A 23,141-nucleotide genomic window follows, 5' to 3' on the forward strand; every position below is an offset into this window, starting at 1 on the left:
GAAAATGAAAACAAAACTTACAGTTTTAGCACTATTAATTTCAATAGTGACAGTAGCCCAAAATGGTATCAACTATAAAGCCGTTATCAAGGATGATTTAGGTAATGTTGTTGCAAATTCCAATATTGATGTTCAAATATCTTTAGAAATTTTTACACTACCAGTATATGTTGAAACGCATAATGTTGATACAAATGCAAATGGTTTAATTATTCTAAACATTGGAGAAGGAACTGTTGTTGAAGGCGCTTTTGAGAGCATTGATTGGAAAAATGATAAACCAAACCTCAATGTACAAATAGATATAGGTAATGGGTATGTAGATTTAGGAAGCACACCATTTAAAGTAGTACCTTATGCCATACGAGCCATGCAAAATGAAGGTTTAGTAGAAATTTTTGAAGGAGGCAATAGAGGTTTAAGACGTCATAATGCTAATCCAGATTATTATGGAGATATTGGAGAAGGCGCAGTTGATTTGAGTTTTTCTGATTCAGATTTTGCTCCTTTTGGAGCCATTGGAGATTATTCTTTTGCTATGGGAATATATGCTTCTGCTTTAGGAACTAACTCCTTGGCTATAGGCTTAACAGCAGATGCATCAGGCAGAGGTTCAATAGCATTAGGGTCTTATTCAGAAGCATCAGGAAATGATTCTTTTGCAATAGGAAGAAGTGCTGAAGCAATATCAGATTACGCAATAGCTTTGGGCAATGAAACTGTTGCTTCAGGTGAATATTCAACAGCAATTGGCTATGATTCAAGCGCATCAGAAAACTACTCCACAGCAATAGGTTCTAGTGTAAATGCATCAGGTTTTGCTTCGATGGCAATGGGTACGGCTATAACAGCTTCAGGTGATAGGTCTACAGCAATGGGATTTAGTACAACAGCTTCAGGCGAATACTCAACAGCAATGGGTAGATCTACGCAAGCATTTGCCTATAACTCAACAGCAATAGGGCGTTACAATGTTAGTGGAGGAAATGCAACTATATGGAATGATATAGATCCACTATTTGAAATTGGTAATGGAACTTCAAGTACAGAAAGAAGTAATGCCTTAACTGTTCGAAAAAATGGAAATCATATTATTAATTCAAGCTCTACAGGTTTAACAATTTCTGCAGAGAGTACAGGGATAATTATTAATAACCCTGGACAAAGTGGTGTTTTTGTATCTGGAGCTGAAAACTATGGAGCAAGTTTAGAGGGTGAAATATCTGGTCTAACAACTAGAAGCTCAAATAGTGAGAATCCCGATCTTATTTTAAGAGGAAATAGTTCAGCTAATAATAGTGATGACGCTATTATTTCATCAGATCCTACTTATGGAAGTAGTGATTTTTACATCAGAAGTTATGATGGAGTCATAGTTCAGTTGGATTATGATGATAATGAATCTGGCTCTTTTATTGTAAGAAATGGAGATAATGAAAATTCGTTTTCTGTTAGTGAAGGTGGAAATATTGACATTTATGGTAATGTGGATATTTCAGGTAATACAGATATATCAGGAAATGTCGATATAGATGGGACTTTACGAATAGGAGATGAAGATATTGAGGATGAAGGATTAAACCAACTTTCATTTAATGCAGATTTAATACCTGCTGTTGAAGGTGCTTTTAGTATTGGAAGTGCATCTCGCAGATGGAGATATATTTATGCTACCTATGGAAATATTCTTATCTCAGATAGAAGAAATAAAACAAATATTGTGTCATTAAACTACGGATTAAAAGATATTATGAAACTAAATCCTGTAAGTTTTAATTTTAAAACAGATCCAAACGGCGACGTCAAGTTAGGTTTAATAGCTCAAGATGTATTGAAAGTCATTCCAGAAATTGTAAAAACACACGACTGGAAAACTGATGAGAATGGTAATAAAATAAAAAAGGAGCTAGAGCGAATGGGTGTGTTCTACTCAGATTTAATACCTGTACTTATCAAAGCCATTCAAGAGCAACAAAAACTTATAGATACTCAAAAAACAGAGTTAAATAATCTATCCGCAGAAATAGAAAACGTAAAAAATATTGATTTACGTGTAAAGCAATTAGAAGCACTATTAAAACAGTAAAATATTAATCTTATATATTAATTAGTAACCTGCTGTGCATTTTGTGTCTAAAAACTCGGTTTGCTGTCAGTTCGAGTGATTTTGAGGCACGAAAAATTGTATCGAGAACCTTTTTATAGCTAAAATCATTGTTATCGATACAAGTTTTTCTCATTTCCAATCGAAAAATTCGCTCGAACTGACGAATTTCATCAAAATGCACAACGGGTTAATTAGTAATAAAGGAATAACTTAAACTTAGGTTTGTGTTATTCTTTTTTTTAGTTATATACCCAATTATCAACGAATTCTATACCATCTTCAACGAATTCTAGAAGCGTCCAAATTTTACTCCAAAACCAATATACATTTGAAGTATCAAACAAGTATAAACCCATAAAAACAAATCATTATGAGAACTTTAAAGAACACCCAAGAAAACAAAACAATGTCTACTTCAAAAAGAATAGTACAAAGCCTTTTAATTGTAGCTGTATTATTTATTGCATCAGATGTATTTTCACAAACTAAAGAAGTCGAATTTGATGTCTACACAACATCAGCAACAAAAGCATCAAAATATTTATTAGCAGATGATGTTGCACTTCGTGATTGCCCTTCAGTACAATGCGAACAATTAACAACCATAAATATTGGAACCAATGTGAGATTGTTAGCAAAGAGCGAAACACCACATACCATAAACGGAATTAAAAGCAAATGGTATAAAGTAAAAATGGGTTCGCAAATCGGATGGATTTTTGGAGGAATGATCTCTCAAAAAACAATGGTAAGTAACACCAATCCAGAAATAAGATTTGTTTTTGGTGAAGCTGGATTTGATTTTAAAGGAAATAAACAATTTCAAGTAAGAGCTTTAAAAAATGGAATTCAGGTCGATAAAATTGTATTCCAATCAGAGCGATTAAGTCATGCTAATATTACATTATTGAATCAAAAAGACAAGAAATCAACAGTAGATGTTATTACACTTAATAATACATTAGATGCTGCATCTTACATTGTATTTAAAAATAATAAACTTCAAAAAACGAACACTTTAGTTGCTAGTAACATGACTAAACCAATATACACTGGCTTGTCATATGTGTTTTGCGAAGGAGAAGAAAATTAATTAATGTTGTAGTTGATGTTTTTAGCGCTACGTTTCTTTTTAGAGCGTAGCGCTTTTTTACATATCATCAAAATTGTATATACTACAATACCTAAAACTGCGTTCAAAATTGTAAGTTGCACATAGATATCTATACTATATTGAAACCTATTTTATCATATTGCCTTTTTGTTTTTTGCTCGTTTTTTGTTGTTAATATGCAATCTCAAAATAAGCAACTTAGAGCCTATACTTTAGAAGATGGTTTACCTCAATCTCAAGTATATGCTTTAACGTTAGATGCCAAAGGATATTTGTGGTTAGGTACTCAAGGTGGTGGTTTAGCGCGTTTTGATGGAAGTGATTTTAAAGTGTTTAATAAAACACACGGATTAGCTTCTAATTATATTCACGCAATTAAGGCTTCGAATGACACACTGTTCTTAGGAACTCAAAAAGGGATTTCTGTTAAGGTTAAAGACGTCTTTTATAATATAAAAACACCTCAGGTTAATGAAATTTTAAAGTTTGGACATACAGTTTATGCATTAACTGATAACGGGCTTTATAAATTAATCAATGGCATTTCCGTAGAAAAAGTAAAATTACATTCAGTAATAAACAATAGTCAAATCAATGATTTGGTTTTTGATGGAAATTATTTTTGGGTAGCAACCAACAACGGACTTTGGAAATTAAGTGCTCTAAATTCTGAAGCAAAAACAATAGAACAATTGGATCACAATGATTATATAGATCTTGCAATTTTAGATGCAAAGATTTTTGCGTCAACATTTAATTATGGCACACTGGTCATTGAAACTCAAAACTTTGAAGACGCATATTTAATTAGAACACCTTTAAGAATCAATAGTATCTCAATTCAAAATAGTAATCAACTTTGGATCGCGACCGATAATGAAGGCGTTTCTGTTGTTGATACCGAAACATTTAAAGTGCTTTTTACTATTAAAAACACAAACGGACTTTCTACGTCTGATGTTAGAGAAGTGTTATCTGATCAACACGGAAACATTTGGATTGGCACTTCAGGAGGAGGCTTGTATAAATATTTTCAAAACAGTTTCAAGCACTATAATATTGAAACCGGTTTAAATGGAAACCGAATTTATGCTGTTCATCACAATGAAAATGGCTTATGGGTTTCAAATTCTGAAGCTGGATTAATGAAAATTGATCCAATGGGAATTCATGATGTAGAACTTCCTGAAGCCTTTTCACAAGTCAAAATAAAATCCATTACGAGTGATAAAAATGGAAATATTTGGGCTGGATCTGATGGTAAAGGATTAGTGTTTAAAGGGAAAGTGCTCTCAGATTCGATTGCTATTGATACATTAAAAAAATCAAAAAAGAGAATTCCTATAGAACGCCTTAAAACAAAAATATTTAATACTGAAAATGGCTTCCCTTTTGATTGGATAAGAACCATACATACTGAAAATGATACAGTTTGGGCAGCGACATATTCTAACGGAATTGTGAAGTTTAGTTACGATCCTGAATTAGATGATATAACCATTTATAGAACTTATTCGAGCCTTGAAGGATTAGAAGATGTTTATATAATGGATATGACTAAAGATGATGATGGTCGATTATGGTATGCAACAAAAAATGGTCATTTAGGGTATTTAAAAGAAAATCGAATCACACATTTAGGATTGGCTTTAGATCAGGATATTTCAATTAATTCTATTGTAGTTCAAAATAGCACTGTGTTCTTAGGAACTGCTGGTAATGGAGTATGGTGGTCTAACGACACAAATTTTAGTGTGTTTAAAAAATTAAAAGGAACTAAAAATCTAACGTCAGAAAATGTGTATCAACTCATTTTTGATGATCAAGGTTATTTATGGATTGGTTCAGAAAAGGGTGTAGATAAAGTAGAATTAAGTAAAGATTATGATATTAATGATGTTTTTTTCTTCGGAAGAAATGATGGTTTCTTAGGTATTGAAACATGCTTAAACGCAGTTGATAAAGACCATAAAGGACATCTATGGTTTGGTGCTATTAATGGTTTAACTGAGTATCAACCAACAGATATTAGTCTAAATCTTAAAAAGCCCAAACTTTTTTTAGAGGATGTAAAAGTGGCTTACAAAAGTATTGACACAATTAATTTGTCACTTTGGAGTAATTCAGACAAAGTGTTGAGGTTAAATCCAAATCAAAATCAAGTTAGTTTTTCTTTTAAAAGTATAGATGTCAATCATCCAAACGGAATTGAATATCGTTATAAATTAAATGATAACGATTGGAGTCTTTGGTCTACAAATAATACTCAAGATTTTTCAGAACTCAATTATGGAGCACATAAATTTATTACTCAATCAAGAAACTATAGATGGATTGAAAGTGAACCAACTCGATTTTCATTTTTCATTGAAAAACCTCTATATAAAAAAACATGGTTTCAGTGGTTAATTATTGGAATTACAGTATTAATATTTGTTTTTTCAATTCTTCAATATGTAAAGCGCTTAAAGAATAAAAACAGAAAAGAACAAGAACGATTGCAATTAGAAAACCATTTATTAACGCTAGAACAAAAGGCTTTGCGTTTACAAATGAATCCGCATTTTATTTTTAATGTACTAAACGGAATTAAGGCGATGGCTCCAACAAAACCTGAAAAAATGAATGATACAGTGAATAGTTTTGCTACGCTTTTAAGAGAAACATTAGTAAATTCTAGAAAAGATAAGATTGGTTTAGATCAAGAAATTAAAACATTAAAACATTATATTGAAGTTGAGCGTTTAATGGCTGAAGAATCTTTTGAATATGATATTATTTTGAATACCGATTTAGATGTTGAAGAAATTTTAATTCCTCCAATGTTAATTCAACCTTTTGTCGAAAACGCAATTCGACATGGGATTTTAAAAGGTCCAAGAAAAGGAAAACTCAAAGTTCAATTTGACACCACAGATGAAATTTTGAAAGTAGCCATTGAAGATAATGGTATCGGGATTTATAACTCTCAACAACAAAAGCCAAAAACAGATCATCAATCCATGGCTCTTAAAGTTACAAGAGAACGATTAGAGTCTATATCTGGCAAAGATGCTTTGAAAATAAATGAAACAAAACAAAAAGACGGAACGATTGATGGCACAACAATAGTGTTTAAAATCCCGTTAGAAACTGATTATTAGATATGTTAACTGCAATTATAGTAGAAGATTTATTAGATGCAATGCTGCTTTTAAAAAGTGATATTGAAAAGCATCATCCAGAAATAAAAATTATAAACACAGCCAAAAGTGTAGTTGAAGCGGCAAAAGTGTTACGCACTACTGATCCAGACATTTTGTTTTTAGATATTATGCTAGGTGATGGTACTGGGTTTGATGTTCTTGAGATTTTCCCAGAATTAAAATCTAAGATTATTTTTGTCACAGCAAGTGATGAATTTGCAATTAAAGCGTTCAAATTTGCTGCAATTGATTATGTTTTAAAGCCTTATGCGCAAGAAGAATTAACACAAGCAATAGAAAGAGCTAAACAACAAATTCAACCAAATAAAGAACGACTAAACATTTTAAAACAAACGTTAAATTCTCCAGATAAGAAGCCAGATAAAATCTCGCTACACACTTTAGATAAAATTATAATTGTCAACTTAGATGATATTATTCGTTGTGAATCTGATAGTAATAATACAATGTTTCATCTTCAAGACGGAAGAAAAATATTTGTAACTAAAACTCTAAAGTATTTTGCAGATCTATTAAAACCTTATGGGTTTTTGAGAGTGCATCAAAGCCATTTAGTCAATTTGCAATGCATAAGTGCGTTTATTAAAACAGATGGTGGCTATTTAATGCTTAAAAACGGAAAAAGTGTTCCAGTATCAGTGAGAAAAAAATCTGAAGTCATTGAAGTTTTAGACCAAATGCACAGATAGAAAGGAGAGTTTTTGAATTTAATTCAATGTTTTTTTTTAAAAAAGAAAACCGAAACATAGATAAAATCGTATATTTAATGATAGTAATATCCAACATAACAACGCATTAAAACTAAAATAATGTTGAATTACTTTTAATTTTGTCAAAAAAGCATATATTTGACATTCTGAAAATTTTAACAATTTCAAGACTACAAACTACATTTCGTCGATGTTTTTTGTTTTTTTGGGGTGAGTTTTCAAATTTTATTTTGTTGACCCAGTTTTTTTTATACTTTTACCGCCTAATGAGAATACAAAACAGGAAATATATTGCCTCAATCTTATTTGTATTAATAAGTTTTGTATGTAATGCACAGCCAGACGGCTCACCACCACCACCTGCGCCACCACCACCTCCAGGTATGCCTATAGATGATTTTTTACCTATTTTATTAGTGATTGCAATTATTTATGGAATAGTAAAGCGATTTAAATTGTCAAGACGTTAAGAAGATATAACACTTATCTGATATCGTAGAGTCTCTTTATATATTTTCCAACGACATCAAATTCTAAATTTACAACAGTTCCCTTAGTAAACATGTTAAAATTAGTGTGCTCATATGTATAAGGTATTATTGCTACACTAAATCTATTTGATTTAGAATTCACAACAGTTAAGCTAACACCATTAACCGTTATTGATCCCTTTTCAATAGTAATGTTTTTTAGACTTTTATCGTATTCAAAGGTGTAAACCCAACTTCCGTCTACTTCTTCAATCAATTTACAAATTGCTGTTTGATCAACATGACCTTGAACAATGTGGCCATCAAGTCTGTCGCCTAATTTCATTGCTCTCTCTAGATTTATTTGATCTCCATTTTTTAATTCGCTAAGATTAGTCTTGTCTAGCGTCTCTTTAATTGCTGTAACCGTATAAGTGTCATCTTTAATATGCACAACTGTTAAACAAATACCATTATGAGAAACACTTTGATCAATTTTTAATTCATGTGTTATTTTAGACTGTATAGTTAGATGAAGGTTTTCCCGTTCATTTTCTAATTTGATAACACTCCCTAAATCTTCAATAATACCTGTAAACATAATGTCAATTAAATAGTTAAATTTGTAATGGTAAAAATACGCACAAAAGATAGCTTTTAATTAAAATGACATATAAATTTTAGCCAAAATCAAAGTGAGAAAGTGCTAAAGGATGAGAGTAAATACATGAAGAAAGAGAATAAAATAAAATTAGGAATTTCAATTGGAGACCTTAACGGTATCGGTTCAGAAATCATTATAAAAACATTTGAAGACAATAGGATGTTGGAGTTTTGTACACCTGTTATTTTTGCTTCAATAAAAACAATGTCTTTTTTTAAAAAGCATTTTAAAAGTAATATTAATTTTCATGGAATTAATCATACAGATCAAATTGTTGAAGGAAAAGTGAATGTACTTAATGTTTGGAAAGAAAATGTGATTATTAAGTTTGGTGAAGAGAATGTTAAGATTGGTCAGTATTCAGTTAAATCTCTTGAGAAAGCAACTGAAGCGTTAAAAACAGAAGCAATAGATGTACTCGTAACTGCGCCAATTCATAAACACAATATCCAATCTGAAAGTTTTAAATTTCCTGGTCACACTAATTATTTAGCCGAAAAACTTGGAGGTGAAAGCCTTATGTTTATGGTTACTGAAAACCTAAAAGTAGGATTGCTTACAGACCATGTGCCAGTAAAAGATGTACCTAAGCAAATCACTTCAGAACTCATTATAAAAAAAATTGACACAGTTTATAATTCTTTAGTTAAAGATTTTAGAATCAGTAAACCTAAAATTGCTGTTTTAGGTATCAATCCTCATGCTGGTGATAATGGTGTCATTGGAAATGAAGATGATAATGTGTTGAAACCAACCTTAGAAAAAATTAGAGAAAACAAAAAACTAGTTTACGGACCATATTCAGCTGATAGTTTTTTCGGTTCAGGTAATTATAAAAACTTTGATGCTGTAATTGCTGCTTATCACGATCAAGGTTTAATCCCTTTCAAAACCATAGCGTTTGGACATGGTGTAAACTATACTGCAGGACTTAATAGAGTAAGAACATCTCCAGATCATGGTACAGCTTTTGAAATTGCAGGAAAAGGTGAAGCTGACAATGGTTCGTTTAAAGAAGCGGTTTTCTCAGCCATTCAAATTTTTAAGAATAGGACTGAATTTGAAACAATCTCCAGCAACCCTTTAAAACAAAGGCCAAAAAAGATATAAACATTTTTTGTTTATAACACATAAAAAACAAATAAATATATATATATTTGCAGGCTCAAAATGAATGCGATCATGAAGCCTTTAAACGACTATACCATACCATATGTTGGTCTTAAGATAGGAAAGCATCATTTTGATTATCAGATTGATAAAAAGTTCTTTGAGTATTTTGAGTATGATGATTTTAATGATGTAGATGTCAAAACAGAGTTGATTTTTGAAAAGAAAACAACACTGTTAGAGTTGCATTTCCAAGTTTCGGGCTTTGTAAATGTTAATTGTGATCTTACAAATGAACCCTATAATCAAGATGTAAACGGCATGTTTGATCTGGTTGTTAAGTTTGGAGATGAATATAATGATGATTTTGAAGACATCGTTATTTTACCTCATGGTGAGTATGAAATAAATGTTGCACAGTTTATATATGAGTTAATCATATTATCAATGCCAGCAAAACGAATACATCCAGGAGTTGAAGATGGTACATTAGATTCAGAGATACTTAAAAAATTAGAAGAGTTAAGCCCAAAAGGCTTAAAAGAAAAAGAAGAAACATCTGAGGATATAGATCCTCGTTGGAATACATTAAAAAAACTATTAACGGATAAATAACATATAAAATGGCACATCCTAAAAGAAAAATATCTAGAACAAGAAGAGATAAGCGTAGAACACATTATAAAGCATCTGTTCCTACTATTGCTACGTGTCCTACAACAGGAGAAGCACACCTTTACCATAGAGCTCACTGGCATGAAGGTAAATTGTATTACAGAGGTCAAGTATTAATTGACAATTCTGAAAAAGAAGAAAATTTAGCATAAGTATTATGCACGCATATAATAAAACGCTCAGAGATGAGCGTTTTTTTTATGTTTAATTTCTATAAGTCTTAAAAACGACTTAATTTGCGCCATAATGGTTCAAAATTTAGTAAATTCATTAAAATTTCGCCTTTTTTTGATGATTTTTGCCTTTTTAGTACTGTTTTAAAATTTCAATATGAGTAAAATCACAGCTGCAATAACAGGTGTAGGAGCTTATTTACCTGAATATAAATTGACCAACCAAATTTTGGAAACCATGGTCGAGACTAATGACGAATGGATTACCACACGTACAGGTATTAAAGAACGTAGAATTCTTAAAGAAGAAGGTAAAGGAACATCTTTCCTTGCTATAAATGCTGCAAACGACCTTATAAATAAAAAAGGACTTGATCCCAAAGACATTGAATTAGTCATTGTTGCTACAGCAACTCCAGATATGAAAGCGGCTTCAACCGCAGCTTTTACTGCCACAGAAATAGGTGCAACCAATGCCTTTTCATTCGATTTAGAAGCTGCTTGTTCGAGTTTTCTATTCGGAATGTCTGTTGCTTCGAGTTATATTGAATCTGGTAAATACAAAAATGTGTTGCTTATTGGTGCAGATAAAAACTCATCTTTTATAAATTATAAAGATAGAGCTACCTGTATTATTTTTGGAGATGGAGCAGGTGCTGTACTATTTGAACCAAATAACGAAGGTCTAGGACTACAAGATGAATTATTAAGAAGCAATGGTGAAGGAAGAGAGTTCCTTCAAGCGACTTATGGAGGATCTTCATATCCAATTAATGCAGATACATTTAATGAAGGAAAGCACTACGTGTTTCAAGAGGGAAAGACTGTATTTAAGAATGCTGTCTTTAACATGGCAGATGTAACCGAACGTATTATTGAAAGAAATAACTTAACAAATGATGATATTTCTTGGTTAGCAGCACACCAAGCTAACAAACGCATCATTGAAGCCACGGCAAAGAGAGTCTCTCTAGATCCTGCCAAGGTGATGATGAACATTCATAAGTATGGAAATACAACATCGGCAACACTACCATTATTATTACACGATTACGAATCACAATTAAAAAAAGGTGATAAGATTATATTCGCAGCATTTGGAGGCGGATTTACTTGGGGCTCAATATATTTGAAATGGGCTTATAATTCCTAACTTTTTTAACTAACTAATTAAAAGACTAACTAATTATGGATATTAAGGAAATTCAAAACTTAATCAAATTTGTAGCCAAATCAGGCGCAAGTGAGGTTAAATTAGAAATGGATGATATTAAAATCACCATTAGAACCGGTTCAGAAGATAGAGGAGAATCAACTACTTACGTTCAACAAATACCGATGAATCAACCAGTAGCTCAAGCAATACCAGCTGTAGCTCCTGCAGTTGCTTCTGCTGCTACAGTAGTAGAAACAGAATCTTCATCAGATGATTCAAAATATATTACTATTAAATCACCAATCATTGGAACGTTTTATCGTAAGCCATCTCCAGACAAACCTGTATTTGTTGAGGTAGGAACTTCAATCGGAGAAGGTGATGTGCTTTGTGTTATTGAAGCAATGAAATTGTTTAATGAAATAGAATCTGAAGTGTCAGGGAAAATCGTTAAAATTTTAGTTGATGATTCTTCACCAGTAGAATTTGATCAACCATTATTCTTAGTTGATCCATCATAACCAAATTTAAAATTCCAAAATGAAATTCCTAATATATTGGAATTTGGAATTTGAGATTTTAAATAGAAATAAGTTATGTTTAAAAAAATATTAATAGCCAATAGAGGTGAAATAGCACTACGTGTTATTAGAACCTGTAAAGAAATGGGTATCAAAACCGTTGCAGTATATTCTACAGCTGATGCCGAAAGTTTACACGTAAAGTTTGCTGATGAAGCAGTTTGTATTGGACCTCCTTCAAGTAGCGAATCATATTTAAAAATACCAAACATTATTGCAGCGGCAGAAATTACAAATGCTGATGCTATTCATCCAGGCTACGGTTTTTTATCAGAAAACGCTAAGTTTTCAAAAATCTGTGAAGAACACGATATTAAATTTATCGGAGCTTCCCCAGAGATGATTAATCGAATGGGAGATAAAGCAAATGCTAAAGCGACCATGCTTGAAGCTGGAGTACCTTGTGTGCCTGGAAGTGAAGGCGTAATAGAAGATTTTGACGAATGTAAAAAAGTAGCAAAAGAAACCGGTTATCCAGTTATGCTTAAAGCATCTGCTGGTGGTGGTGGAAAAGGAATGCGTGCCGTTTGGAAACCTGAAGAACTACAAAACGCTTGGGAATCTGCTAGAGCAGAATCTAAAGCGGCCTTTGGAAATGATGATATGTACATGGAAAAACTCATTGAAGAGCCACGTCATATTGAAATTCAAATTGTAGGAGATTCTACAGGAACAGCATGCCATTTGTCAGAAAGAGATTGCTCAATTCAAAGACGTCATCAAAAACTAACTGAAGAAGTACCTTCGCCTTTTATGACGACAGCTTTACGTAAAAAAATGGGTGATGCAGCGGTAAAAGCAGCAGAATACATTAAATATGAAGGCGCAGGAACTGTAGAATTTCTGGTAGATAAGCATCGCAAGTTCTACTTTATGGAAATGAATACGCGTATTCAAGTTGAACATCCTATTACAGAGCAAGTTATAGATTTTGATTTAATTCGTGAACAAATATTAGTGGCAGCTGGAGTTCCAATCTCTGGTAAAAATTATACACCTAATTTACATTCAATAGAGTGTCGTATCAATGCTGAAGATCCATTTAACGATTTTAGACCATCACCAGGTCGTATCACAACATTACACGCTCCAGGTGGTCATGGTGTACGTTTAGATACACATGTTTACGCTGGTTATGTGATTCCGCCAAACTATGATTCTATGATTGCAAAGTTGATTACAACTGCGCAAACTCGTGAAGAAGCCATCAATAAAATGAAACGCGCTTTAGATGAGTTTGTTATCGAAGGTATTAAAACCACCATTCCTTTTCACAGACAATTAATGGAGCATCCAGATTATCTGGCTGGTAATTACACCACGAAGTTTATGGAAGATTTTGTGATTAAACCTATAGAAGAATAATAAAAAAACTCCGAAATTAACGTTTCGGAGTTTTTTTATGCTGTTACCCTTTTCCGCAATAGCTCCAAAGCGTCAGGCTATCCGCTAAATCTTTTTTGAAAAAACAAAAAAGGATATCACTTCTATCCTTAACAGAGGTGTATACAAAAATGTAGTTCCAGATTTTAGAGTTAAGCCAGCCAAAAATTACTATTTTTACTAAACAACACAACAATATTGAATTTATCTTATTGGGAAATAAAATCATGGCTTACCAATGTAGATTACACTATAGTTGGTAGCGGAATTGTAGGTCTAAATTGTGCGCTACAGTTAAGACAACGATTTCCTAAAGCAAATATTTTGGTGCTTGAAAAAGGAATGTTGCCACAAGGAGCAAGTACTAAAAATGCTGGTTTTGCATGCTTCGGAAGTTTAAGTGAAATAATTGACGATCTTAAATCACATTCTCAGGAAGAGGTGTTTCAATTGGTTAAAAAGCGCATCAATGGATTGCAATTATTGAGACAAACTCTAGGAGATGACAATATCAATTATCAACAATTAGGAGGTTATGAGCTGTTTTCTAAAACAGATGACTTATTTGAAGAATGTAAAGCCAAACAAGACAACATAAATTCGTTTTTAAAACCACTATTTAATCAAGAAGTGTTTCGTTTTCAGTCTAATACATTTGGTTTTCAAAACAGTCATGACATTTTAAGTGTTAATCAGTTTGAAGGTCAAATTGATACAGGGAAAATGATGATGTCATTGACGCAATTAGCTTTAAATTCTGGAATAAAAATATTAAATAATATAAAGGTTGAGACCTTTTCAGAAGACTCAACATCTGTAAAAATAAAGACTAATCAGTTTGAATTTACATCATCTAAATTACTAATTGCGACTAATGGCTTTGCTTCAACTTTAAACATTTCCGAAGTAAAACCAGCAAGAGCACAAGTATTAATTACTAAACCTATTGATAATTTAAACATAAAAGGGACGTTTCATTTAAATCAAGGCTATTATTATTTTAGAAATATAGATGATAGAATTTTATTTGGTGGTGGGCGACATCTCGATTTTAAAGGTGAAGAAACAACCGAATTAAAACAAACTCAGCTCATTCAAAATAAATTAGAAAATCTTTTAAAAACGATAATTTTACCAAATACTCCTTTTGAAATTGAACAGCGTTGGAGTGGAATAATGGGAGTTGGACAACAAAAGAAACCAATTGTAAATCAGTTGAACGACAATGTGTATTGTGGAGTTCGTTTAGGAGGAATGGGAATCGCTATTGGGAGTTTAGTAGGAAAAGAATTGGCCGATTTAATTCCTTCATAATATGAGGAACTTCAATATTTATCGAAGCATATTCAATTAATTAAACAAAAAACAGTTTTGTAACCAAACCATAAAAAAATGAATAAAAAAATTATCACATTATTATCGACGTTTCTAATCTCTGGCGCTTTATTGATGCTAAATAGCTGTGGCAATACAACTAAAGAATCTAATAAAACAGAAACTAAAAAAACCGTTTATGCAAGTGACGTTATTCCATTTTTTGATCATTGGAAATTGATTTTAGGTGATGGTTCAAATGCAGGTATCGCAAATAATTTTGAGAATAAAGACTTCTTTTATAGTACAGATGATTGGGTAGTTTTTAAATCTCCTAATGGTGGAGATACTCATGGAACTTCTAACAATACAAGAACTGAATTGGCGCAAATAAAAAAATGGTATCCAGCTACAGCGAATGATAAATTGAACGCGACATTAAAAGTGATGAATGTATCAAATACTGGTGATGCTCGTGTAGCGGCTTCATATTCTGTAGTCGTAGGTCAAATTCATAGTGCTGATAAACATGAGAATGAACCGCTTAAAATATTTTATAAGAAATTTCCTGACCATACCAAAGGTTCTGTTTTTTGGCATTATGAAATCAATACAGCAGGTGATGACAATTCTGGAAGATGGGATTTTTCTTCAGCTGTTTGGGGAAATGACTTTTCTGTTGTTGGTACTGATGTAAATACTTATCCAGAAGAACCTAAAGATGGCATTGATTTAGGCGAAGAATTTAGTTACGAAATAGAGGTTAAAGATGGAATTATGCGCCTAAAATTCACGAGTGAAGGCCATGAAACTAAAACGTTTACAAAAAACTTAATCGAATCTGAATATACTACAACTGCAGATATTCCTAAGCAAACTCAAGATCTATTTGTGCCAATTGGTCAAGATGGTGTAGAACGTGAAAAAGCTTACGCAGGTGAGGGGTGTTTTTTTAAACTAGGATGTTACAATCAGACAAATGGGAAATCTCCTGAAGTAAATAAAAACTGGTGTTCTGGTGCTGAAACGCATGGAGGTGATATTCAAAAACAATATAAAGACGGAAATTACGCTGAAGTTTGGTTTAAAGAAGCAAGCATATTTATAAGTGATGCTGCCGTGTCTAATGAAGGGTATTTTACTAAAAATGACTAAATTAATATGTCAATTAGGTTAGCCATTGATTGCATTTTGTATCTAAATAACTGAGCATACTGTTTAAAACAAATCATTATTGGTAATGCTATTGCTTTCTCTAGAAATATTATGAAATTCATAAAACGGTTCTTTAAATTCATCTTCAAAACAATATTTTGGCTTTTTGTCCTTTCTATTGTTGTAGTTGTAATTTTTAAATGGGTTCCAGTACCGATGACATCTTTAATGGTTATCCGTAGTATTGAACAGACAGATGATAATATAAAAGGTTGGAAACATGATTGGGTTCCTATTGAAGAAATCTCTACCAATTTGCAATTAGCCGTTATTTGTAGTGAAGATCAAAATTTTTTGAAGCATCATGGATTTGATATTAAAGCCATTGAAAAAGCTTACGAGAATAATAAAAATGGAAAAAAAATAAAAGGAGCGAGTTCTATTTCACAACAAACAGCAAAAAATGTATTTCTATGGCCAAACCGAAGCTGGTTACGAAAAGGCTTAGAAACCTATTTCACTTTTATAATTGAACTTATTTGGAGTAAAGAGCGCATCATTGAAGTTTACCTCAATAGCATAGAAATGGGACCAGGAATATATGGTGCAGAAGCTGCATCTCAATATTGGTTTAAGAAATCTGTATCAAAATTAACTAAATATGAAGCAGCAGCTATTGCATCAATTTTACCCAATCCATTACGTTACAAGGCGAATCCAGCAACACCTTATATTGAAGGTAGAAAGGCTTGGATTGTCAGGCAAATGGGTTATTTCGGGCCATTAAATTATCCAAATCGATATGACAAAGAATAGCATAAAAAATGACTTATATAGTCAGTGTCAGGCATTTGTTGATTGTCGCTTAAAAGCGATTCAAAAAACAATTGATGAAATTCAAGAATCTTTAACCTCAGAAACTAAAAGTTCTGCTGGAGATAAACATGAAACTGGTCGAGCAATGTTACAATTAGAACGTGAAAAAGCAGGACAGCAATTGGCTGAAATACAGAAATTAAATCAATTATTGCCTAAAATTGATGTGTCAAATAATTCTGAAATTATCGGTTTAGGAAGCTTGGTTTATACATCTCAAGCTAATTATTTTATCGCCATAAGTGCTGGAGAATTAAAAGTAAATAATCAATCGTTTTATGCGATTTCTGCAAATACACCTATTGCTAAATTACTCTTAGGGAAACTAAAAAACGATGAAATTATATTTAGAGATCAGGAGTTCAAAATTATTAAGATATTATAGATTTAACCTCAATCATTTTCAGTGTATCTTTATTAAATGAAAAAGAAAAAAATCACACTTGTATTATTTACCAGTTTCCTGCTTTCCGTTGTTGGGTTTTCTCAGGATTTGGTTGCTAAGTCTTCAGTAGCATTTAAAATTAAAAATTTAGGGTTCAATGTAGAAGGTTTCTTTTCTGAAATTAATATAGAAAGCAATTTTTCAGATGATGATATTTCGCAATGGACATTAATAGGAAATGTTATTGTCAATTCTATTAGGACTAACAACGAAAAGCGTGATGTACATCTTCTAAAAGACGACTTTTTTGACGTTAAAACGTTTCCTAAAATAGTATTAATGGCAACGAATTTCAAGAAGACTTCCCTAAATAAATACGATGTTACATTTAGTTTAACTATAAAAGAAACGACTAAAAAGATTACAATTCCCATGTTAATTATCAATAATAAAGATGCACTTCAATTGACATGTGATTTTGAAATTAACAGACGCGATTTTGATGTTGGTGGTAATAGTTTAGTAATGTCAAAAACAGTAAAAATTGCTGTTAGTCATACTGTAAAAAAACAATAAATTGAGTACACGTCTTTCGTCTTTTGATGTTATAATTGTTGGAGGTGGATTGGCAGGTTTATCAAGCGCTATTCATTTGTCAAATGCAGACCTGAGTGTTTTAGTTATTGAAAAAAACAGCTATCCAAAGCATAAAGTTTGTGGTGAATATATCTCTAATGAAGTACTACCTTATCTTCAATTTCTAGATATTGACGTCTTTAAATTAGGTGCAAAAAGGATTGATAAATTTCAATTGTCTACAACAAAAAGCAAATTGATTTCTTCAAGATTATCCTTAGGTGGTTTTGGAATTAGTCGGTTTTGTTTAGATCATACTTTAGCAATGAAAGCAGTTCAAGTTGGCTCAGAAATTATTCAAGATTCAGTTGAAGACATTCAGTTTTTTAATGACGAATTTTCTGTACAAACAAAAAATGATAAGCTATTTAAGGCAAAAATTGTAATTGGAGCCTACGGAAAACGTTCAAACCTCGACATCAAACTCAATCGGAAATTCATAAAACGTAAATCGCCATATTTAGCTGTTAAAACTCATGTAAAAGGAAATTTTCCTGACGATGTTGTAGCATTGCATAATTTTGAAGGTGGATATTGTGGTGTTTCAAAAGTTGAAAATAATAGCATAAATTTATGCTACATTACTAATTTAGATGCATTTAAAGCCTACAAAGATATGGACGAATTTCAACATAAAGTGGTATTCAAAAACACCTTCCTTAAAACTGTTTTTAGTAGTTCAAACCCTGTTTTTGATGAGCCTTTAACCATAAGCCAAATCTCATTCGATAGTAAAAAACCTATTGAAAATCACATCCTTATGTGTGGTGATACAGCAGCTTTAATTCATCCACTTTCGGGAAACGGAATGAGTATGGCAATACGAAGTGCCCAAATAGCTTCGATACTTATTATTAAATATTTTAATTCGAAAACTTACGATAGAGAAGCACTAGAAAAACAGTACCTTAGAGAATGGAATACAGCGTTTAAATGGCGTTTAAAAACGGGTCATATAATAGCGGATTTATTTAATCAACCCAAATTATCAGAGGTATTGATGCAAATCTTAAAATGGTTTCCAGGTATTTTGCCTTTTATTATAAAGCGAACGCATGGTAAAGTTATGAAAGTAGAATGAATTTATTAGTAAACACAAAACATAGAAGTGAGCAAAATGAAATCATGGACGATTTGAATTATAATGGCCCAATACTTCATGATGCACTTGATAAGCTCGCTAAAATAAACCAATGGTTAGGAGGAAATAAAGTCACAATTAATGGACTTAAAAAAGTGCTCAAAAATCACCCAAAAAATGAGGTAATAACCATTATTGATTTAGGTTGTGGAGGAGGAGATATATTAAGAGACATCTCTGAGTTTGGTAAGAGAAATGGTTACCGATTTCACCTTATTGGAATAGACGCAAATCAACACACAGTAGATTATGCCAATTCATTATCTGTAACCTATGATAATATTGATTTTAAAGCCATAGATATTTTTTCTGAAAGGTTTAATGAACTAAATTACGATTTAGTTTTAACTACACTATTTTTGCATCATTTTAAAGAAAGAGTACTCCTGTCATTTTTAAAACCCGTTTTAGAGAAAGCAAAATTTGGAATCGTAGTTAATGATTTACACAGACATAAACTCGCCTATTACTTGTTTAAATTGCTGTGTACCACTATAAAAAATAAAACAATTATTGAAGATGGATTAACTTCTGTGTTAAGAGGATTCAAACGGAAAGAGTTAATTGAAATGGCTCAACAATTGCATACAAATTATCAAATACAATGGAAATGGGCTTTTCGTTTCCAGTGGATTTTGAAGCATAAAAAATATGAGTGTTAAGATCACATCAGTTGCAAAACAGCTGCCTAAATATACGAGAGAAACTAAGGATATTATTCCGTATTTAAAAATATGGATGTCTGGTCAAGAAGAACGATTTCAGCGGAAAGTTATTAAGCTTTTCGAAAATGCAGGAGTTGACAAACGCTATTCAATTATGGATGCTGAAGAGGTGTTTTTAAACACGTCATTTGAAGAAAAAAACGAAATTTATTCTCGTGAAGTAGTTAAATTAGCGGAACAATCTTTGGTCAAAGCTTTACATAAAGCTAATTTGAAACCAATAGATATTGATTACATCATAACTGTGAGTTGTACAGGAATTATGATTCCGTCAATGGATGCTTATTTGATTAATAATCTCAAGATGAAGCAAGATGTTGTAAGGCTTCCTGTCACAGAAATGGGATGTGCAGCAGGTGTTTCTGGAATTATTTATGCAAAGAATTTTTTAAAATCAAATCCTAACAAACGCGCAGCAGTAATCGCTGTCGAATCACCAACAGCTACATTTCAACTAGATGATTTCTCTATGGCAAATATTGTTAGTGCAGCAATTTTTGGTGATGGTGCTTCGAGTGTTATTTTATCTTCTTATAAAAATGAAGAAGGCCCGAAAATAGTTGATGAAGCTATGTATCATTTTTATGATGCAGAAACTATGATGGGTTTTAAATTGACAAATACAGGCTTACAAATGATTTTAGATAAAGCGGTTCCCGAAACAATTTCAGAGCACTTCCCTATGATAGTGCATCCGTTTTTAGTACAAAATAAAATCACAATTGAAGATATAGATCACCTCATATTTCATCCAGGAGGAAAGAAAATTGTACAAACTATTGAAGATTTATTCGGATCTTTAGGAAAGAATATAGACGACACTAAAAATGTACTTAAGTTGTATGGAAACATGAGTAGTGCAACCGTTTTATATGTTTTAGAACGCTTTATGGACAAACAACTGCCTAAAGGAGATAGAGGATTAATGCTAAGTTTTGGACCTGGCTTTTCGGCACAACGCATATTATTAGAATGGTAAAAGAATTTCAAAATAAAAATTATTGGACACTCATTTTAGGAGGCTCTAGCGGATTAGGTTTAGCAACAGCCCAAAAACTTGCAAAACATGGTATGAATATTTGTATCATACATCGAAACTCGAGAGCCCAAGAAGATGAGATTAATACTGAATTTAATAAAATTGTAGCTGAAGGCGTGCAATTCAAATCGTTTAATATTGACGCTTTCAAATCTGAAAAAAGAGAACAAATTATATCTGAATTAAAAATTGTATTTGGCTCACTTGGAAAAATAAGAACCTTAGTACATAGTGTTGCTAAAGGAAATTTAAAACCCATGTTAGATGATCAAAAACCAACACTTAAGACAGATGATTTCAATTTAACTATTAATGCAATGGCAATAAGTTTGTACGATTGGACAAAAGCGATTTTTGAAGCTAAATTATTTTTTGAAGATGCTCGAATTATTAGTTTCACAAGTGAAGGCAATACTAAAGCTTGGAAAAATTACGCAGCAGTTTCAGCAGCAAAAGTAACATTGGAAGCCATAAGTAGAAACATAGCTTTAGAGTTTGCTCCTTTTGGAATTAGAGCCAATTGCGTTCAGGCAGGAGTAACAGACACAGCATCTTTGAGAATGATTCCTGGAAGTGATAAAATTAAAGAACACAGTTTAAAACGAAATCCGTTTAAAAAATTAACACAACCTGAAGACGTAGCAAACGCTGTATATCTCTTGTCTAAAGACGAAGCATCTTGGATTAATGGTTGTGTTATCCCTGTGGATGGAGGAGAACATATATCCTAATTATAAATTAAAACTAAATGTCACCTTGAGCGCAATCGAAAGGTCTTTAATAATTAATATTTTAATTGAACAGCAATCAAATCATAGCTTTATTACCCTATCAAGAACCATTTTTGTTTGTTGATGAGTTAACCGAAATATCTTCGGAAGGCATAACAGGAAACTTTACCTTTAAAGAAGATGCCTTTTTTTACGAAGGACATTTTAAAGACAATCCAATTACTCCTGGTGTAATTCTTACAGAGTGTATGGCTCAAATTGGTGTTGTGTGTTTAGGAATTTATATAATGAAAGATGAACTTTCAGAACAAAATCATCCGCAAATAGCATTAACCTCTAGTCAAATGGATTTCTTTTTACCCGTGTTTCCTGGAGAAAAAGTTACTGTAGTTTCTGAAAAAGAAGTCTTTCGTTTCAATAAGTTAAAATGTAATGTGAAACTTTTTAATGAGAAAGAAGAATTAATGTGTCGTGGTATGATTTCAGGAATGCTAAAATTATGAAAAATAGAGTCGTCATTACAGGATTGGGAGTTGTAGCGCCAAATGGAGTTGGTCTCGATGCATTTTCTAAAGCGATTAAAAAAGGTAAATCAGGAATTACCTTTCATCAACAATTAGCCGACTTAAATTTCTCGTGTTGCATTGGTGGAATTCCTCATATTTCAGAAGAAAAGAAACTCGAATATTTAACACCTTTACAATTAAGAGGATTCAATAGCTCAGGAATTTTATATGGCTGTATGGCAGGAATTGATGCTTGGAAAGATGCTGGATTTAATATAGAAACTAACAGTGAATTAGATTTTGATAGCGGAACTGTTTTCGGAACAGGAACTTCTGGTGTTGAGAAATTCAGAGAAGCGATTTATAAACTAGATGATAATCAAGTAAAACGTTTAGGAAGTACTGTTGTTGTGCAAACTATGACAAGTGGAATCAGTGCATTTTTGGGTGGGATTTTAGGCTTAGGAAACCAGGTTACAACGAATTCTTCAGCATGCACCACAGGAACCGAAGCTATTTTGATGGGTTATGAACGTATCAAAAATGGTCAAGCGAAACGAATGTTGGTTGGAAGTTGTAGTGATGGTGGACCCTATATTTGGGGTGGATTTGATGCCATGCGAGTCATGACTTATAAACACAATGATTCTCCTAAACAAGGCTCGAGACCAATGAGTGCATCAGCATCAGGATTTGTTCCTGGAGCAGGAGCAGGAGCTTTGGTTTTAGAATCTTTAGAGAGTGCTCAAGAACGAAGTGCAACTATTTATGCTGAGGTTTTAGGAGGACATATTAATTCGGGAGGACAACGTAATGGAGGAACGATGACTGCTCCAAATGCTGAAGCAGTTCAGCGTTGCATTAAAGAAGCTATTGTAAATGCTAATATTTCAGCAAATGATATTGATGTTATTAATGGTCATTTAACAGCAACTTCAAAAGATAGCCTTGAAATAGAGAACTGGACGATAGCTTTGAATAGAAAAGGCGACAACTTTCCTTTTATTAATTCCTTGAAATCAATGGTTGGCCATTGTTTAGCTGCTGCTGGAAGTATTGAAAGTGTAGCAACTATTTTGCAATTAAAAGAACAATTTGTGTTTCCAAATAGTAATTGTGAGGATGTACATGATGAAATTTCCGAATTAATTTCTGAAGATAAAATTGTCAAACAATTAATGCATACCGAATTGAATATTGCAGCAAAAGCAAGTTTTGGGTTTGGTGATGTGAATGGTTGTGTTATCTTTAAAAAGTATTGAAAAGATAACTCAAACCTCTCGA

At 32.3% G+C, this 23,141-nt stretch carries 23 protein-coding genes; 22 read left to right on the plus strand and 1 reads right to left on the minus strand.

Going from position 1 to position 23,141, the window contains the following annotated elements; genetic code table 11:
• The first annotated feature begins 4 nt into the window (after positions 1 to 4).
• The 5 genes from MUN68_RS16995 (at position 5) to MUN68_RS17015 (ending at position 7,607) form a co-directional block, all read left to right on the plus strand.
• Positions 5 to 2,086 carry a tail fiber domain-containing protein gene (locus MUN68_RS16995; protein ID WP_249992687.1) on the plus strand — a complete coding sequence of 694 codons (2,082 nt, stop codon included), beginning with the start codon at positions 5 to 7 and terminating at the stop codon, positions 2,084 to 2,086.
• A 391-nt stretch (positions 2,087 to 2,477) separates the two neighbouring features.
• The gene (locus MUN68_RS17000) at positions 2,478 to 3,200 is read left to right on the plus strand and encodes an SH3 domain-containing protein (protein WP_249992684.1); all 723 of its coding nucleotides are present in this window, start codon (positions 2,478 to 2,480) and stop codon (positions 3,198 to 3,200) included.
• Positions 3,201 to 3,397: 197 nt separating this feature from the next.
• On the plus strand, positions 3,398 to 6,364 hold the full coding sequence (locus MUN68_RS17005; protein WP_249992682.1) for a ligand-binding sensor domain-containing protein: 2,967 nt from the start codon (positions 3,398 to 3,400) through the stop codon (positions 6,362 to 6,364).
• A 2-nt stretch (positions 6,365 to 6,366) separates the two neighbouring features.
• Positions 6,367 to 7,116 (plus strand): LytR/AlgR family response regulator transcription factor, encoded by a 750-nt coding sequence (locus tag MUN68_RS17010; protein WP_249992680.1) that lies wholly within the window; start codon positions 6,367 to 6,369, stop codon positions 7,114 to 7,116.
• A 287-nt stretch (positions 7,117 to 7,403) separates the two neighbouring features.
• Positions 7,404 to 7,607, plus strand: coding sequence for a hypothetical protein (locus MUN68_RS17015; RefSeq protein WP_249992678.1), 204 nt, complete (start codon positions 7,404 to 7,406; stop codon positions 7,605 to 7,607).
• Between the two features lie 13 nt (positions 7,608 to 7,620).
• Here the strand turns inward: MUN68_RS17015 and MUN68_RS17020 are convergent, their stop codons facing one another.
• The gene (locus MUN68_RS17020; RefSeq protein ID WP_249992676.1) at positions 7,621 to 8,208 is read right to left on the minus strand and encodes a riboflavin synthase; all 588 of its coding nucleotides are present in this window, start codon (positions 8,206 to 8,208) and stop codon (positions 7,621 to 7,623) included.
• 126 nt (positions 8,209 to 8,334) lie between these two features.
• Between MUN68_RS17020 and pdxA the strand changes: the two genes are divergently transcribed.
• From pdxA to MUN68_RS17105, 17 genes are all read left to right on the plus strand, one after another.
• Positions 8,335 to 9,381 (plus strand): 4-hydroxythreonine-4-phosphate dehydrogenase PdxA, encoded by a 1,047-nt coding sequence (pdxA, locus tag MUN68_RS17025; protein ID WP_249992674.1) that lies wholly within the window; start codon positions 8,335 to 8,337, stop codon positions 9,379 to 9,381.
• A 72-nt stretch (positions 9,382 to 9,453) separates the two neighbouring features.
• A complete protein-coding gene (locus tag MUN68_RS17030; RefSeq protein WP_249992665.1) occupies positions 9,454 to 9,996 on the plus strand; it encodes a YceD family protein in 543 nt (180 codons plus the stop codon).
• An 8-nt stretch (positions 9,997 to 10,004) separates the two neighbouring features.
• A complete protein-coding gene (rpmF, locus tag MUN68_RS17035) occupies positions 10,005 to 10,208 on the plus strand; it encodes a 50S ribosomal protein L32 (protein ID WP_028873082.1) in 204 nt (67 codons plus the stop codon).
• A gap of 178 nt (positions 10,209 to 10,386) precedes the next feature.
• Entirely contained in the window at positions 10,387 to 11,382 is a 996-nt protein-coding gene (locus MUN68_RS17040) for a beta-ketoacyl-ACP synthase III (RefSeq protein ID WP_249992663.1), read from the plus strand.
• Positions 11,383 to 11,417: 35 nt separating this feature from the next.
• Entirely contained in the window at positions 11,418 to 11,906 is a 489-nt protein-coding gene (gene accB, locus MUN68_RS17045) for an acetyl-CoA carboxylase biotin carboxyl carrier protein (RefSeq protein WP_249992661.1), read from the plus strand.
• Between the two features lie 75 nt (positions 11,907 to 11,981).
• Positions 11,982 to 13,331 carry an acetyl-CoA carboxylase biotin carboxylase subunit gene (accC, locus tag MUN68_RS17050; protein ID WP_249992659.1) on the plus strand — a complete coding sequence of 450 codons (1,350 nt, stop codon included), beginning with the start codon at positions 11,982 to 11,984 and terminating at the stop codon, positions 13,329 to 13,331.
• Between the two features lie 216 nt (positions 13,332 to 13,547).
• Positions 13,548 to 14,663, plus strand: coding sequence for an NAD(P)/FAD-dependent oxidoreductase (locus tag MUN68_RS17055; RefSeq protein WP_249992657.1), 1,116 nt, complete (start codon positions 13,548 to 13,550; stop codon positions 14,661 to 14,663).
• A 78-nt stretch (positions 14,664 to 14,741) separates the two neighbouring features.
• Complete coding sequence (locus tag MUN68_RS17060) at positions 14,742 to 15,818, plus strand: polysaccharide lyase family 7 protein (protein ID WP_249992655.1); 1,077 nt, start codon at positions 14,742 to 14,744, stop codon at positions 15,816 to 15,818.
• 111 nt (positions 15,819 to 15,929) lie between these two features.
• The gene (mtgA, locus tag MUN68_RS17065) at positions 15,930 to 16,634 is read left to right on the plus strand and encodes a monofunctional biosynthetic peptidoglycan transglycosylase (RefSeq protein ID WP_249992653.1); all 705 of its coding nucleotides are present in this window, start codon (positions 15,930 to 15,932) and stop codon (positions 16,632 to 16,634) included.
• Positions 16,621 to 17,079, plus strand: coding sequence for a GreA/GreB family elongation factor (locus MUN68_RS17070; protein WP_249992651.1), 459 nt, complete (start codon positions 16,621 to 16,623; stop codon positions 17,077 to 17,079). The genes mtgA and MUN68_RS17070 overlap by 14 nt, the downstream gene beginning before the upstream one ends.
• A gap of 36 nt (positions 17,080 to 17,115) precedes the next feature.
• Positions 17,116 to 17,655: a YceI family protein gene (locus MUN68_RS17075; protein ID WP_249992649.1), complete on the plus strand. Its 540-nt coding sequence runs from the start codon at positions 17,116 to 17,118 to the stop codon at positions 17,653 to 17,655.
• Position 17,656: 1 nt separating this feature from the next.
• Positions 17,657 to 18,796, plus strand: a complete 1,140-nt coding sequence (locus MUN68_RS17080) for an NAD(P)/FAD-dependent oxidoreductase (RefSeq protein WP_249992647.1) — start codon at positions 17,657 to 17,659, stop codon at positions 18,794 to 18,796.
• Entirely contained in the window at positions 18,793 to 19,518 is a 726-nt protein-coding gene (locus MUN68_RS17085) for a methyltransferase domain-containing protein (RefSeq protein ID WP_249992645.1), read from the plus strand. Before MUN68_RS17080 ends, MUN68_RS17085 begins: the two co-directional genes overlap by 4 nt.
• Positions 19,508 to 20,560 carry a type III polyketide synthase gene (locus MUN68_RS17090; protein ID WP_249992643.1) on the plus strand — a complete coding sequence of 351 codons (1,053 nt, stop codon included), beginning with the start codon at positions 19,508 to 19,510 and terminating at the stop codon, positions 20,558 to 20,560. Before MUN68_RS17085 ends, MUN68_RS17090 begins: the two co-directional genes overlap by 11 nt.
• Entirely contained in the window at positions 20,554 to 21,351 is a 798-nt protein-coding gene (locus MUN68_RS17095; RefSeq protein ID WP_249992641.1) for an SDR family oxidoreductase, read from the plus strand. Before MUN68_RS17090 ends, MUN68_RS17095 begins: the two co-directional genes overlap by 7 nt.
• A 65-nt stretch (positions 21,352 to 21,416) precedes the next feature.
• Entirely contained in the window at positions 21,417 to 21,854 is a 438-nt protein-coding gene (locus MUN68_RS17100) for a 3-hydroxyacyl-ACP dehydratase FabZ family protein (protein ID WP_249992639.1), read from the plus strand.
• Entirely contained in the window at positions 21,851 to 23,119 is a 1,269-nt protein-coding gene (locus tag MUN68_RS17105) for a beta-ketoacyl-[acyl-carrier-protein] synthase family protein (protein WP_249992637.1), read from the plus strand. The genes MUN68_RS17100 and MUN68_RS17105 overlap by 4 nt, the downstream gene beginning before the upstream one ends.
• The last annotated feature ends 22 nt before the right edge of the window (positions 23,120 to 23,141 follow it).

It is taken from the genome of Psychroserpens ponticola, assembly GCF_023556315.2.
Taxonomy (GTDB): Bacteria; Bacteroidota; Bacteroidia; order Flavobacteriales; family Flavobacteriaceae; genus Psychroserpens; species Psychroserpens ponticola.

Coding starts and splice junctions, on each gene's coding strand:
- MUN68_RS17005 (WP_249992682.1), top strand. CDS start 3,398: ATGCAATCTCAAAATAAGCAACTTAGAGCCTATACTTTAGAAGATGGT.
- rpmF (WP_028873082.1), top strand. CDS start 10,005: ATGGCACATCCTAAAAGAAAAATATCTAGAACAAGAAGAGATAAGCGT.
- accC (WP_249992659.1), top strand. CDS start 11,982: ATGTTTAAAAAAATATTAATAGCCAATAGAGGTGAAATAGCACTACGT.
- mtgA (WP_249992653.1), top strand. CDS start 15,930: ATGAAATTCATAAAACGGTTCTTTAAATTCATCTTCAAAACAATATTT.
- pdxA (WP_249992674.1), top strand. CDS start 8,335: ATGAAGAAAGAGAATAAAATAAAATTAGGAATTTCAATTGGAGACCTT.
- MUN68_RS17000 (WP_249992684.1), top strand. CDS start 2,478: ATGAGAACTTTAAAGAACACCCAAGAAAACAAAACAATGTCTACTTCA.
- MUN68_RS17090 (WP_249992643.1), top strand. CDS start 19,508: ATGAGTGTTAAGATCACATCAGTTGCAAAACAGCTGCCTAAATATACG.
- MUN68_RS17020 (WP_249992676.1), bottom strand. CDS start 8,208: ATGTTTACAGGTATTATTGAAGATTTAGGGAGTGTTATCAAATTAGAA.
- MUN68_RS17040 (WP_249992663.1), top strand. CDS start 10,387: ATGAGTAAAATCACAGCTGCAATAACAGGTGTAGGAGCTTATTTACCT.
- MUN68_RS17085 (WP_249992645.1), top strand. CDS start 18,793: ATGAATTTATTAGTAAACACAAAACATAGAAGTGAGCAAAATGAAATC.
- MUN68_RS17105 (WP_249992637.1), top strand. CDS start 21,851: ATGAAAAATAGAGTCGTCATTACAGGATTGGGAGTTGTAGCGCCAAAT.
- MUN68_RS17095 (WP_249992641.1), top strand. CDS start 20,554: ATGGTAAAAGAATTTCAAAATAAAAATTATTGGACACTCATTTTAGGA.
- MUN68_RS17030 (WP_249992665.1), top strand. CDS start 9,454: ATGAAGCCTTTAAACGACTATACCATACCATATGTTGGTCTTAAGATA.
- MUN68_RS17015 (WP_249992678.1), top strand. CDS start 7,404: ATGAGAATACAAAACAGGAAATATATTGCCTCAATCTTATTTGTATTA.
- MUN68_RS16995 (WP_249992687.1), top strand. CDS start 5: ATGAAAACAAAACTTACAGTTTTAGCACTATTAATTTCAATAGTGACA.
- MUN68_RS17075 (WP_249992649.1), top strand. CDS start 17,116: ATGAAAAAGAAAAAAATCACACTTGTATTATTTACCAGTTTCCTGCTT.
- MUN68_RS17070 (WP_249992651.1), top strand. CDS start 16,621: ATGACAAAGAATAGCATAAAAAATGACTTATATAGTCAGTGTCAGGCA.
- MUN68_RS17060 (WP_249992655.1), top strand. CDS start 14,742: ATGAATAAAAAAATTATCACATTATTATCGACGTTTCTAATCTCTGGC.
- MUN68_RS17010 (WP_249992680.1), top strand. CDS start 6,367: ATGTTAACTGCAATTATAGTAGAAGATTTATTAGATGCAATGCTGCTT.
- accB (WP_249992661.1), top strand. CDS start 11,418: ATGGATATTAAGGAAATTCAAAACTTAATCAAATTTGTAGCCAAATCA.